The sequence below is a fragment of the Chitinophaga tropicalis genome, assembly GCF_009758205.1.
GTDB classification, from domain to species: domain Bacteria; phylum Bacteroidota; class Bacteroidia; order Chitinophagales; family Chitinophagaceae; genus Chitinophaga; species Chitinophaga tropicalis.
This window is the reverse complement of the sequence record NZ_WRXN01000003.1, coordinates 1-12,314: the sequence shown is the minus strand read 5'-3', so window position 1 is coordinate 12,314 and position 12,314 is coordinate 1. Positions and strand designations below refer to the sequence as shown.

Here is a 12,314-nt window from a genome sequence, read left to right as displayed (position 1 = left end):
TCAGTGGAATTTTGCGATAGCAAACATGCCTATTTTCAGATAACCGTCGTTCGGTACACGTATCTTGATAGCATACACCAGGTTAGCCCTCTCTTCCTTTGTCTGTATGGTTTTAGGCGTAAACTCTGACTTACCGGAAATGTAGCTGATCGTTCCCGTATAGGTCTTATACTCCTCTTTACCGGCATCAATAAGCACCTTCACCTGCTGTCCCAGCCTGATCTCCGGCAGCTGCGCGCCTGTAATATAAGCCTTCAGCAACAGCGTATCCATATCGGCAATCTTGTACAACGCTCTTCCTACAGTAGCCATTTCGCCTTGTAGTGCATAACGCGCCAGTACTGTACCCGTCTGCGGATTGATGATCTGCCCTTTACTGATCTGGTCCTGGTAACGGGCAACAGATTTTTCCAGTGGCGACTTTTCACTCATCACGCTTCTGTTCTGATTGGCTACATTGGTTTCATTGACAGTAAGCTGCTGACGGGTAACGATCAGCTGCTTCTGCAGCTGGTCTACCTGTGCGTTAATATCATCCAGCTGTTTAGGTGTAGCTGCGTCTGCCTTTACCAGGTTCTCCGTACGCTTTTGTTCATGTAATAGCTGCGCCAGCTGTGATTCCTGTACGGCTAATTGTCGTCTGACAAGCAGCAGTTGTGGAGAAGGATCTGTGGTTCTGCCACGCAGCGCCTCTATAGAAGCCTCTGCCTGTTCTTTCTGGAGGACCAGGCCTGTTACGTCTATCTGTCCTACTACAGCATCCTTATGCAGAGTATCTCCTTCTTTCACTGTGAAGGAAAGGAGCTGTCCGCTTTGTTGTGCAGATACGATCACTTCATCCGCTTCGAAATTGCCGGAAGCATCTCCTTCTGTACCGTTACCTGAGCAGGCAGCGAAGAATATGATGACTATGGGAATGAATAAGTATTTCATATAATGAATAAGAATTATTATTATTTTAATTGCCAAACAAACTGCGAATGAGCGCTTCATTCAATAAATAAGAACTGCTTTTTAAATCAGCATTATTACTCTTCTAATTACCGGAAGTATTCCTGCTGCTATATTGTACCTGTAACAGCTGTATCTCATGAATACTCCTGTTCTGCCTTGCCAGGCTCTCTGCATTCACCCGGGTGATATAATCGTCCGGAGTGATCACCCCATTCTCCAGTTGCGCTACAGCTGCTTTCTTCACCGAAGTGCGCAGATCAATGATCTCTCCATCCTGTGCAATAAGCTCCCGGTATTGCTGTGCTTCTATCTGTTGGCGTGTAAGTGTTAGCTTTGTGTTAAAGAGAAAGGTTTCTTTCTGTACATCCAGGTCCTGCCGGTTCATACGTAGTATCTGTCTGTTGTTCTTATTGGTATAAAGGCTCCCCAATGCCCAGGAGAAACGTATACCTCCCAACCCATAGAAACCAAAGCTGTTATCTACTATATTAAGAGTAGGACGCCCATACCCTCCCTGCGCAAATGCGCTTATCTTCGGGAGGTAATTTACCCGCAGCTGCTTTTCCTGGATAGAGTAAACTTCTTTCTGATGATCATAAAGTGACAATTCCGGCCGGCGAATGTCATCAGGCATCGCTGTGACCGCAGGCCTTACCAATATGGCAGAATCGCCAAGTGGCCGGTTGATATAAAGTCCCAGTACCTGCAGGTAACTTTTTCGTGTAGCCGCCAGTTGTATACGCGACTGTTCCACATTTAACAGTTCAGCCTTCAATTCATCCAACCCGCTGCGTAAAGCTGTCCCGTTCTTTACGGCGCCTTCCGTCCGGCGCATACCACTCTGCAGGTCATTCCGGCGAAGTTCATTCTGTTCTAACTGATCATCAATCAGCAGTATGCCAAAGAACAACTGGCTGACCCTGTCTCTTACAGCATAGAGGTTTACTTCCAGCTGTTGCTGCTGTACGCCGGTGCTGGCTTTACTCAGCTGTTTCTGATATTTGATGCTTCCCCCGTCATAAATGGTCTGCGTCACCTCTGCCTGCACCTTATACTGGTCCTTACTCAGCTCCGGAGCCCCTGGCAGGGGAAAATGTACAACGTCTGACTGGTAAGTGCCTTGCCCTGAAAATGCAAGCTGCGGCAGATAACCTTTTCCTGCATTTTCAATGTTATATGCACCGGTCTTTGCTATCAGTTCCTGCTGACGGATCAACGGATAGTTTTGCCTTGCCAGTTCATAACAATTGTCAAGCGTCAGCGGTGGCTGATCTGTCTGCGCCGCCGCCTGTATACCGCATAACAGGAATATCCATACGGAATGCTTCATATACTAACTATTTATTTTAACCATTTGGTTAATTACATTGTAAAAAAAAGCCCTAAGGCTTTAACCAGGCCAGAATGACATCTGCCACCAGCTTTTTCCGTTCCTCTATCACGAGATTGAACTGTACATTATCCAGTTGTAATACCCCTTGTACAAGCGGCTTCGCTGCAAAAGGAAAGATACACATGGATACAATATTGAGAAAGAGCTGTATCGGGCTTACCTGCTTTATTTCTCCCCGTTTTCCTGCTTCTATTACATCCTTCATAAAGGACATTATATTTGAGAAACCGGATAAGGACTGCATGCGTTGTACCAAAAGGTCAGGACGCTGGTTTATTTCGTTGATCACAAAAATGGGGAGATAAGGTGTTTCTGCCACTCCTGCTATATAACTTTCTACCAGGCCTCGTATCTTTTGTTCCAGTGGTAATTCTCCGTCTATAGCTATCTGTCCCAGACGGCCTATTATTCTTCCCAGCGCTTCATTGAATACTATCTCAAACAGCTTTTCCTTGCTCCGGTAGTAATAGTGTAGCATGGCTTTATTAATACCGGCTTCATCTGCAATATCCTGCATGCGTGCACCTGCCAGTCCGCGTTGTACAAAGATCTTCTTGGCTGCTTCTATGATCAGTTCCTCAGTATTTCTGTCTTGTGCCATTCAAACTATTTGATTTAACCATTTGGTTAATGCAAAGGTATAATATTTTTTAAATTGGCAAATTTTTATTGAAAATTAATTTCAGCCGGCCACAGGCCTATATCCCCTAAACAAAAAACGCTTTCGCCTTTGGCGAAAGCGTTTTTTGTTTGCTCTCTAAAAAAATCCTCAACTAAGTTTATCAAAGAAAGACGATAAATACTTCATCATCTCTTTATTAATTGTCAATTGTACAGTCCGGCCTGTTTTATCATAAATTAGAACACCACTATCCACTAATATCTTTATATGATGCGAAACCGTTGGCTGAGACAACCCTGTGAGCTCGGTTATCTCACAACACTGAATAGCAGATTGCCGTGAAGCAGCCAGCAGTATGGATAACCTGTGTTTATCCGCTATTGCGTTCGCAGCCTTCTCTATCATTATTGCATCCATTCCGTAAAAATATACATTTTCCAATGTATCGAAAAATCTCAATAAAACCCTTCCTCAATAACGACCCGTTAACAACCGTCCCTCCTTTCTACCCGTATATGATGCACACCTACTGCCAAGAATTAAATGAGAAGCTACAGACATGTCCGGTTACAACTATCGTTAAACGACCGGGAACCGATATACCAACAGATCAAGTCCTACATTATCAACGAGATAATGAGAGGCAGACTGCTGCCCGGTGCTTTACTTCCCGGGACAAGGATCCTGGCCCAGCAACTGAAAGTGAACCGGAATACGGTTGTACTGGCTTATGAACATTTAACCACCGCAGGCTGGACCGTATCCAGGTATAAAAGCGGCACTCATGTTAATGACAGTATCCCTTCAGGACGTATGCTTCCCTCAGGGGAAGGGCCTCCTTCAACAGACATTTCATTCAGGCAGTTCAACTTCTCTCATTCCCACCCATCTCCCGCTCCATACGATATCATCTTTGATGATGGACTTTCCGATTTTAAACTTGCCCCGGTTAGTGAGATCTCCAGGGAATGGAGGCGTATCATGCTGCAGAACAATCACCAGGAACTGTTCTCTCAACCCCTCCGGGGCAACGAGCAGCTGTTACAGGAAGTGAACAGTATGTTGAATAATGACCGTGGACTGGCAATCACACCTGAGCATATCTGCATTACAAGAGGCATGCAGATGGCACTTTATCTCACCGCTCAGACCCTGCTCTCCCCCGGCGATCATGTGGCTGTGGAACAACCTGGTTATCAACCGGCATGGCATACCTTCACCACAGCAGGTGCACAACTGCATTATATCCCTTCCGGCTTTCAGGGTATAGACCTGGAAGCGCTTGAACGTTGCTGCCAATCCATCCCCCTGAAAGCATTATATATCACTCCCCACCATCAATATCCCGCTACTATTACCCTGCCTGACCATAAACGGGTACAGCTGCTGGAGCTAAGCCGCCAATACGGCTTCCTGATCATTGAGGATGATTATGATCATGAATATCATTTCGGAGTACAACAGCTCCCGCTGGCCGCCATGTCACAAAACGGTAATGTAATCTACCTGGGCTCCGTGATCCACTCCCTTCCGGTTAATTTCGTATGCGGCCCTCCTGATTTCATTGCATCCCTGGCAGCTTACCGTACTATCATAGACAGGGAAGGCGATCCCATCCTGCAACAGGCGCTTGCCAACCTCATGACAGCAGGAGATATACGCAAACATATCCATCATACCCGCTCTATATACAGGCAAAAGCTGGAACATACCTCCGGTATTGTACAGGAGCTGTTTAACGGACACGTACATTACATACAACCGGAAGGCGGACTTGCCATCTGGCTGCAACTGCATAAACCCGTAGCTCCGGAACTGTTATTACAGAAGGTAAGGTCAGCAGGCATAAACATAGCAGATCCATTGAGCTATATACCAAGGCATGAAGATATACCTGGAATAAGACTGGGTTACGCCACATTGGAGCAAGCTCAGATGATGCAGGGATTGAACCGGTTGTCGAAAGTTATCCGGCAGTTATAATATCAGGACAGGGAAGAATGGTACATACAGTCGATCTGGAGCTCAGATGACGGCAGTTCTTTTTTCAGTAATCCGCAGGTATGCTGGCGTTTTTTATTTCCATCGTAAAATTCACAACTGAAACAGGTGCGTTGCATCCCTCCTTTTTCATTCTCTGACAAGCCGGCAATGATCGTATACAGCGATTGATACAACTGGCTTTTCTCCCCTTCAGGTTTCTTTTGCAGCAACAGGTCCAGGTCTGTTGTATAGTTGACTGCCTGTTTCAGCAGGTCACGGCCGGTATCAGTAATAAGCAGGGAATAACTACGCCTGTCCCGGCGGTCTTCCTCCATTTCCAGCAGCCCTTTTGCTATCAGCGTAGCCGTGGCATCGCTGATGGTTGGACGGCTCAGTTGCAGCTCTGTGGCAATATAAGCCACCTTGGTGATGGAAGTAGTGTGATGCCCCACAAAAAGCAATATCTGTAGTTGCAGCGGTGTAATGCCTAATGCACGGGCCTGCTCCCATTGCATAGATTTCAGCATATCACTCAGCCTTTGAAGGGCCAGTAACAGTCTTGCGTCCAGGCTTACCAATTGTTGCTCCGGGCTAAAGTTGGATGTTTTTCTCTTTACCATTTAAAAAGCGGGCACAAAAGTACCATCTCCCATTCAATTGTATCAGAGCCAGATATTAAAAAAATTTCAATATTCTGGACCAGTGTTCTTTTTCTTTATCTTTAGCCCGCTGAGAACACCGGGGGGCATATTCCGAAAAAGAGCAATTTCACGTACTGTCCGTAATCTGAATACATTCCAGGTATTTATACGTTATTTTTCCGGCATTAATACCCGGTCCTTTACGGCCCATATCTATTAGCTTGCATATTCAATCAACATAAAACCTCAATCATGAAACACCAATCTATCCGCATTATTCTCCCCATCATTCTGATCATGGTTATGACGCAGTGTACCCCCGGAACTCATGGTGATAAGCCAATCCCTTTTGACAGGGCAAAAGCGAGCCTGCATGTTATCCCTATAGAAGATGCCAGGGCTTACAGGAAAGGCTTTGTGGCAGGAAAAAGAGAGCTGCAGGCAAAACTACCGGCTAACTACCTGGACAGTGCTTTCAACCTGCCTGATGCAGAACTGTTTAACCGTGACGCCTTTGCCGCACTGCTGAATGTAAAAGGGGCCAGGGGCATACGTATCTACCTGGGTAAAGATGAAAAAGGAACTGTCAGGATGATCCTGCTTCCAACAGACTCCGCCGGTGCAGATATTGCGACTATGCTTATAGCTAACGAAAAAGCCGTGCATGTGCCTGGTATTAAGAGCGCCAATGCCCAGTCAGATGCCCAGGCTATGGAAAGTGGTCAGCGCTGTCCTCCTCTCTGTAAAAGTGCATTATAATCATATCATTTATATTAGCCCTGATGAGTAATATAGGCGCCTTTCTTGTAAGTCAGCTGGTTATTATTCCATTATTGATTGGGCTGATCCGCTTCAACAGGACTGTTGCAAGCTTTCAGCCCTTTCTCTTACTCCTGTCCCTGGCCTTTTTGTCAGAAACGATCAGTTTCATCTGTATCAGGGTCCTGAATACCAGCAATGCGGTTCCATCCAACCTTTACGGGCTGGCAGAATCTATCGTGATCATTTACCAGTTCTATGTATGGGGTTTCCTCAGAAGAAAACCCCGGCTTTTCAGCGGCTTACTGCTGGGACTGGGTATGTTATGGATAACAGAGAACATTCTCTTCAATAAGATAGAGACCTTCAGCCCCTGGTTCAGGGTCACCTATGCTTTTGTGAGCGTATTACTAAGCATTAACGAGATCAATTACCTGATTGTACAGGACAACAAAAATCTTATTAAAAATGCACGATTCCTTGTATGCCTGGGTTTCATCATCTTCTTTATTTATCAGATCATCTATGAAGCTTCTCTCTTTGTAGGATCGGATACGGTATTTGCCCTCCGGGTCATTTTTATGTTCAATTATATCAATGCTTTTGTAAATTTGATCTATGCTATAGCCGTACTTTTCATCCCCGTTAAACCATCATATTATTTTAAGAAACATTTTGACGCATAGCATGTCCGGGCCAACGCCTCAAAATGATAACCCCATGGATGATAAAATATTTTATACGACCGTCTTTATTTCACTGCTGATCGCTATTATAATCGTATTCTTTGTAGTTTCCATTGTACTCTACCACCGGCGTTATATACAGCTGCAACGGGAACGTATCGTTGCAGAGATCACTATACTGGAAAATGAGCGCAAACGTATAGCGGCCGATCTTCACGACAGCATTGGGCCCCTGCTTTCCACTATCAAACTGAACCTTCATAGTATAGGCGTTACCGATCCACAGGATAAACTGTTGATTGACCGGTCATCCGGCTATATAGACGAAGTGATCCGCGGCCTCCGGCAGATCTCCCACAATCTTTTGCCTGCCACCCTGGAGCGGAAAGGCCTGACCGAAGCTCTGCGGGAGTTCATCCGCCAGCTGTCTGCCAAAGAATCTCTTGAGATCAAATTCAATACCTCCGGCCAGATCAACATTCCACCTGAGAAAGAGATACATGTCTTCCGCATCATACAGGAAATAGCCCATAACACCCTGAAGCATGCCAAAGCCACACAGTTACAGATAGTGCTGACCCGGGAGAGCGGCTTTTTCCTGGTACTGGTAAAAGAGAACGGTATAGGCTTTGACGTCAAGAAGGCCAGGATGGAATCTTCAGGGCTGGGCATGAAAAGCCTCGCTATCCGTACAGACATCCTGAATGGTTCATTATCAATCGATTCTACACCCGGCCAGGGAACCAACTATTTCGTAAAAATACCAGCCGGATAATGTATATTTACTCCCACTGAACCTTAGGAAAGGCACGTAATACCCCAACATACACTCAATGAATCACGATATAAGATTAGTGATAGCTGACGATCATGAGATTTTCCGTGACGGACTGGCGCTGATGCTTTCCAGGCAGCCAAACATTGCCTTGGTAGGACAGGCCGGCAATGGACGGGAACTGCTGGAAATACTCAATGAAGTAGAAGCAGATGTGATCATGACCGATCTTAAAATGCCGCTGATGGACGGAATATCCGCCACCCGCGCTCTCCTTCAGAAAGATCCCGCTGCAAAGATCATTGCCCTCTCCATGTTTGACGAAGAAGAGCTCATCGTAGAAATGCTGGAAGCCGGCGCCAAAGGTTATCTTCTGAAAAATGCCGATAAACAGGAGATCATAGAAGCTATTACCAGCGTATACGACGATAACATCTTCTATTGCAGGCAAACTTCCGCCAAACTGGCCTCCATGATAGTTAAAAGCAGGTTCAATCCCTGCCGGGATGCCGCTCCGGTCACTTTTACAGATCGCGAAAAAGAAATTATCCGCCTCATCTGCCAGCAATTTACCGCGCAGGAAATAGGCGATAAGATATTCCTGAGCAAACGTACAGTAGAAGGCCACCGTACCCGTATACTGGAAAAAATGAATGTCAAGAATACGGCCGGAGTAGTTGTTTTTGCGTTGAAAAATAACCTCATCAGCGAGGCAGAACTACTTTGAATCTTCTCAAATGCTATAAATCCTGACATGTGGTGCGTATATTTGTGCTAATCAACAGATAATAAGCGCCTATGACACGTATAGCCCTGATCCGGCATGGAAGTACAGCATGGAACAAAGAGGGTAGAATGCAGGGAAGCACTGATATCCCATTGGACGAGGAAGGTCTGGAACAGGCAAAACGCCTTGGTATACGCCTGTCTGACGAACACTGGGACCTCATTTACACCAGCCATCTTTCACGCGCCCGCGAAACCGGCGCTATTATAGCATCTCAACTGGGTATTACCAACATGAAAGAAGATGAACGCCTCCGGGAAGTTTCCGGCGGACAAACAGAAGGAACCAACGAAGCTGAAAGGATCAGTAAATGGGGAGCCGACTGGCGGCAACTTGAACTGGGTATGGAAACAGAAGTGTCCGTCTGGAGCAGGGGACTTTCTTTTATAGATGATCTCCTGGCAGAACATAGCGGCAAACGTATCCTGATAGTGAGCCATGGCAGTTTCATCCGTCACTTAATGAAAAAGCTGGCGCCTGAAGTGACACTGACAGAACATCTGAAAAATACTTCCGTTACCCGTTTTAACGTCAAAGACAATAATTGGGATTGCGAGCTGCTGAACTGTACAGTACATCTGGCTGAAATGTAATACCCGCGTGATTCGCGTCTCATTTTAACCGGCTGCAGCCCCTCTCTCTAAAAAATGCTTTCATCAAAAGGTGAAAGCATTTTTTTTGCAGCTATCTCCTTGACTTATGGTCAAAACTCAGGCCTTCCCTAAAATAATATTTGCAACAATGGTTCAATTATTTACATTTGCGTTTTGGATCAGTACGTTAGTCATGCAAGATAAAACCGGTGGAATTATGAGAATGAGATCTTCTTATCAAAGCAAATGGGATATAATCGGGATTGGCGCTTCCCTTGCCTGCGCCATACATTGCGTGTTATTGCCCATCATCTTCACAACACTCCCCTTTTTCGGGATAGAAATACTGGAAAATCCTTACCTGGAGGCAATCACCCTTCTTGTATCAATGCTGGCAGGTGGTTGGGCTATATGGCGTGGATACAGCAGGCTCCACCATAAATTATCATTGCTCGTTTGTTTTCTTGCAGGGTTATTCCTGTTGATAGCTGGCAATTTCTGCTCCTCACTACTACTGGAAACGGGATTCAAAATAACCGGCGCAGCTCTGATCATCACAGCACATATCCGCAACTGGAGATCCTGCAACAATTGCAGTATCAGCCATACACATGCACAATAAGGCTATCTTAATAAAGTAGCAGTGCCTTTCCGGAAAACTTTCTTGCCGGTATCTTTCACTGTATACTTCAACATCCATACATAAGTACCTACGTCAGCAGGTTTTCCTTTCACTGTACCATCCCATTTATGAGTCCAGTCGGTCGTTTCAAACACCAGCTCACCCAGCCTGTTGTATACAGTAAAGTGCAGATCTATTGCCTTATAGGCACTGAGAGGATACAGGTAATCGTTGACTCCGTCATTATTCGGAGAGAATGCATTGGGAACATCTATATAACAACTGGTCACGGCTTTAATATAATGATCTGCTGTATCCTGGCAATTGAGATTATCAACTACGATCAGCCTGATCCTGTAATCCTGTTCTTTATTCACCGGATGATATTGCTGCGGAACGGGGTCCGGTGCTGTACTGGTATTCCCATTACCATAATCCCATGCGTAAGAGGTAATGCTGCCAAAGCTTTCATTTTTGGCGGTAACGATGTCCATGGGGCAGTATGGCCCCGGATCTACAGAGAATACGGCCCCCAGGGTCTTTTCCAGGTTAATGAACACTAAGACTGAATCAGAGCATACACCATTAGATACCGCCAGCCTTACATATTTCTCTCCAAAATCGCCATACACCTTTGTAAAATTCTGCACGGTCTGTACATCTACACCCGCGCTGTCCAGCGTCCATCTCCAGGAATTAACACCATTAGCGCCATCATGTGAAAAATTGACGGTGCTGACCTTACAGTTCTTACTCAGGTTATAGCTAAAGTCTGCTGATACGGTATCGGCTGTATGAAAAACAACTGTTTGTCCGATACTGGCGCCCTGCCCGCATTCTCCCTGAACGGTATTACCGTCGGAACCGGTTTTGAGAGTGATGGTATAATCTCCCTGCCGGTAGAGAGGCTGTGCAAACTGTATCACCACAGTATCTGCCAGGTTGTTGCTGTTGCATTGTCCTGTGGCGCCGGTAATAATCGCTGCGGGAGAACCTGTAATGGTAAAGTCGCTGCCATCTGCAGCAATAGACGCACAACGTATAGGAGTAGACAAGCCTATCTTTATTTTATCCGGGGCACAGCCCACAACCGCCATATTTCCCAACTGAACAACCGGCGGCGGATCTATATGAAAATCAACTTTTTCACCTACGGCAAGAGGATTGCCGCAAACATCCAGTACTGTGTTACCATCGGTGCCGGTCTTCGTAACGACACTATAATCACCGGGTCCCAGCGGTCCGTTCAGCTGTATCAGCAGGGAATCGAAATCAAATGCATTGGCACAGCCAATACCGCTGATACCGGAAATACCTGCACCTCCTGAGGCAAAAGCAAAATCACTGCCATCTGTGGCCAGTGTTTTACACAATACCTTTTTACTGAGCTTTACTCCGATTGTGTAACTTTGACAGTTATACCTTGCATGCACTATAGAAGGTATACCGGGACTGGTAATATCCGCAGTGCCACCAGTAAAAACCAGGTCATAGCCACTTTGCGAATAGGGCGTAAAATGGCTGACAAGCAACAGGTATTCATGCCCTTCTATCAATGTAGGCATAGAACTGAAAAGCGGTTGCCCGTACCCTCCACAAACGTCCCGTTTAGTCCCTGCGGAAGACGCACCGGTCACTCCCCCCTCTCCAGACCAGTTCATACATACATAAAGACTACGGTCAGTATATACAGCATCCGGATTTTTACCGGTGATGTCGAAGATCTGCCAGTCGTAATCGTCAGATAATACTTTCGGGGTGATCTTAAAGCCCAGGGTGCCGCCTTTATAACAGGTGAATTTATACCAGTACGGATTGGTATCCTCATGAGTGCCATCTCCGGCATTTGTACATGCCGGACCCGGTATACCACGATGACCACAAATGGGAACAGACTCCTGACTGAACGTTTTTGTTCCACAAACGGGGAATGCTGTGGAAGGGTTTTGCCCTATTTCTGTACAATCCTGAGCTGTTGCAGTGGCGGCAAATACCAGGAGCAATATTGGGTACAGGATAAACTGTTTTAGCTGCATGTTAATTCCGTACTGGGTAACTATAATGCATTAAAAGTAGCTTTTTTTTCTGAGCAAACCCAATATCAGACAGGATTTTAAAGAAATACGTTAAACTATTGAAAAGTTTTTTTTTGAAAATTAAATCAAATTTCTACTTTTGCAGCGGAGAAATGGCAGAGCGGTCGATTGCGGCAGTCTTGAAAACTGTTGACTGTAACAGGTCCGGGGGTTCGAATCCCTCTTTCTCCGCTAAATAAACGGCGACGTTTAGCAAGAAGTTAAAAGCTTTCAGATGTAATCTGAAGGCTTTTTTGTTTGCGGCAATCTCTGATTAAATGATTATGACTGTAACAGGGGATCAAGTTGAAAACTTGGGGGATTTTGATTCTAAGCATAGATTTTGGCTAATCTGTAAAGGAAAAACTCTACATCTCTGACTCCCCTTAGTGCATTTCTAAAGGCTTTAATCTTAGCATTGAAC

At 45.5% G+C, this 12,314-nt stretch carries 13 protein-coding genes and 1 tRNA gene; 8 read left to right on the top strand and 6 right to left on the bottom strand.

Annotated elements, in window-relative coordinates; all coding sequences use genetic code 11:
• From GO493_RS08210 to GO493_RS08195, 4 genes are all read right to left on the bottom strand, one after another.
• Complete coding sequence (locus tag GO493_RS08210; protein ID WP_157305663.1) at positions 1 to 933, bottom strand: HlyD family secretion protein; 933 nt, start codon at positions 931 to 933, stop codon at positions 1 to 3.
• Between the two features lie 103 nt (positions 934 to 1,036).
• Entirely contained in the window at positions 1,037 to 2,284 is a 1,248-nt protein-coding gene (locus GO493_RS08205) for a TolC family protein (RefSeq protein WP_157305662.1), read from the bottom strand.
• A gap of 52 nt (positions 2,285 to 2,336) precedes the next feature.
• On the bottom strand, positions 2,337 to 2,948 hold the full coding sequence (locus GO493_RS08200) for a TetR/AcrR family transcriptional regulator (RefSeq protein ID WP_157305661.1): 612 nt from the start codon (positions 2,946 to 2,948) through the stop codon (positions 2,337 to 2,339).
• 168 nt (positions 2,949 to 3,116) lie between these two features.
• Complete coding sequence (locus GO493_RS08195; RefSeq protein ID WP_232538804.1) at positions 3,117 to 3,374, bottom strand: ArsR/SmtB family transcription factor; 258 nt, start codon at positions 3,372 to 3,374, stop codon at positions 3,117 to 3,119.
• Positions 3,375 to 3,512: 138 nt separating this feature from the next.
• On the opposite strand from GO493_RS08195, the gene GO493_RS08190 reads away from it, so the two are divergent.
• The gene (locus tag GO493_RS08190) at positions 3,513 to 4,952 is read left to right on the top strand and encodes an aminotransferase-like domain-containing protein (RefSeq protein WP_157305659.1); all 1,440 of its coding nucleotides are present in this window, start codon (positions 3,513 to 3,515) and stop codon (positions 4,950 to 4,952) included.
• A 2-nt stretch (positions 4,953 to 4,954) separates the two neighbouring features.
• Here the strand turns inward: GO493_RS08190 and GO493_RS08185 are convergent, their stop codons facing one another.
• Positions 4,955 to 5,572, bottom strand: a complete 618-nt coding sequence (locus GO493_RS08185) for a MarR family winged helix-turn-helix transcriptional regulator (RefSeq protein ID WP_157305658.1) — start codon at positions 5,570 to 5,572, stop codon at positions 4,955 to 4,957.
• Positions 5,573 to 5,845: 273 nt separating this feature from the next.
• On the opposite strand from GO493_RS08185, the gene GO493_RS08180 reads away from it, so the two are divergent.
• From GO493_RS08180 to GO493_RS08155, 6 genes are all read left to right on the top strand, one after another.
• On the top strand, positions 5,846 to 6,352 hold the full coding sequence (locus tag GO493_RS08180) for a hypothetical protein (protein WP_157305657.1): 507 nt from the start codon (positions 5,846 to 5,848) through the stop codon (positions 6,350 to 6,352).
• A 23-nt stretch (positions 6,353 to 6,375) separates the two neighbouring features.
• Positions 6,376 to 7,038: a hypothetical protein gene (locus tag GO493_RS08175; RefSeq protein WP_157305656.1), complete on the top strand. Its 663-nt coding sequence runs from the start codon at positions 6,376 to 6,378 to the stop codon at positions 7,036 to 7,038.
• Positions 7,039 to 7,072: 34 nt separating this feature from the next.
• Positions 7,073 to 7,813, top strand: coding sequence for a sensor histidine kinase (locus GO493_RS08170; RefSeq protein ID WP_198315638.1), 741 nt, complete (start codon positions 7,073 to 7,075; stop codon positions 7,811 to 7,813).
• A gap of 58 nt (positions 7,814 to 7,871) precedes the next feature.
• The gene (locus tag GO493_RS08165; protein WP_157305654.1) at positions 7,872 to 8,540 is read left to right on the top strand and encodes a response regulator transcription factor; all 669 of its coding nucleotides are present in this window, start codon (positions 7,872 to 7,874) and stop codon (positions 8,538 to 8,540) included.
• 71 nt (positions 8,541 to 8,611) lie between these two features.
• Entirely contained in the window at positions 8,612 to 9,193 is a 582-nt protein-coding gene (locus GO493_RS08160; protein WP_157305653.1) for a histidine phosphatase family protein, read from the top strand.
• 217 nt (positions 9,194 to 9,410) lie between these two features.
• Positions 9,411 to 9,815 (top strand): MerC domain-containing protein, encoded by a 405-nt coding sequence (locus tag GO493_RS08155; RefSeq protein WP_157305652.1) that lies wholly within the window; start codon positions 9,411 to 9,413, stop codon positions 9,813 to 9,815.
• A 2-nt stretch (positions 9,816 to 9,817) separates the two neighbouring features.
• On the opposite strand, the gene GO493_RS08150 is transcribed toward GO493_RS08155, so the two are convergent.
• Positions 9,818 to 11,851, bottom strand: coding sequence for a T9SS type B sorting domain-containing protein (locus GO493_RS08150; protein ID WP_157305651.1), 2,034 nt, complete (start codon positions 11,849 to 11,851; stop codon positions 9,818 to 9,820).
• A gap of 146 nt (positions 11,852 to 11,997) precedes the next feature.
• On the opposite strand from GO493_RS08150, the gene GO493_RS08145 reads away from it, so the two are divergent.
• A tRNA-Ser gene (locus GO493_RS08145) sits at positions 11,998 to 12,082 on the top strand.
• Positions 12,083 to 12,314 lie beyond the last annotated feature (232 nt).

Excerpts from the sequence above, each read along its gene's own strand:
- GO493_RS08210 (WP_157305663.1), bottom strand. The coding sequence starts at position 933 with ATGAAATACTTATTCATTCCCATAGTCATCATATTCTTCGCTGCCTGC.
- GO493_RS08205 (WP_157305662.1), bottom strand. The coding sequence starts at position 2,284 with ATGAAGCATTCCGTATGGATATTCCTGTTATGCGGTATACAGGCGGCG.
- GO493_RS08200 (WP_157305661.1), bottom strand. The coding sequence starts at position 2,948 with ATGGCACAAGACAGAAATACTGAGGAACTGATCATAGAAGCAGCCAAG.
- GO493_RS08195 (WP_232538804.1), bottom strand. The coding sequence starts at position 3,374 with ATGATAGAGAAGGCTGCGAACGCAATAGCGGATAAACACAGGTTATCC.
- GO493_RS08190 (WP_157305659.1), top strand. The coding sequence starts at position 3,513 with ATGAGAAGCTACAGACATGTCCGGTTACAACTATCGTTAAACGACCGG.
- GO493_RS08185 (WP_157305658.1), bottom strand. The coding sequence starts at position 5,572 with ATGGTAAAGAGAAAAACATCCAACTTTAGCCCGGAGCAACAATTGGTA.
- GO493_RS08180 (WP_157305657.1), top strand. The coding sequence starts at position 5,846 with ATGAAACACCAATCTATCCGCATTATTCTCCCCATCATTCTGATCATG.
- GO493_RS08175 (WP_157305656.1), top strand. The coding sequence starts at position 6,376 with ATGAGTAATATAGGCGCCTTTCTTGTAAGTCAGCTGGTTATTATTCCA.
- GO493_RS08170 (WP_198315638.1), top strand. The coding sequence starts at position 7,073 with ATGGATGATAAAATATTTTATACGACCGTCTTTATTTCACTGCTGATC.
- GO493_RS08165 (WP_157305654.1), top strand. The coding sequence starts at position 7,872 with ATGAATCACGATATAAGATTAGTGATAGCTGACGATCATGAGATTTTC.
- GO493_RS08160 (WP_157305653.1), top strand. The coding sequence starts at position 8,612 with ATGACACGTATAGCCCTGATCCGGCATGGAAGTACAGCATGGAACAAA.
- GO493_RS08155 (WP_157305652.1), top strand. The coding sequence starts at position 9,411 with ATGAGAATGAGATCTTCTTATCAAAGCAAATGGGATATAATCGGGATT.
- GO493_RS08150 (WP_157305651.1), bottom strand. The coding sequence starts at position 11,851 with ATGCAGCTAAAACAGTTTATCCTGTACCCAATATTGCTCCTGGTATTT.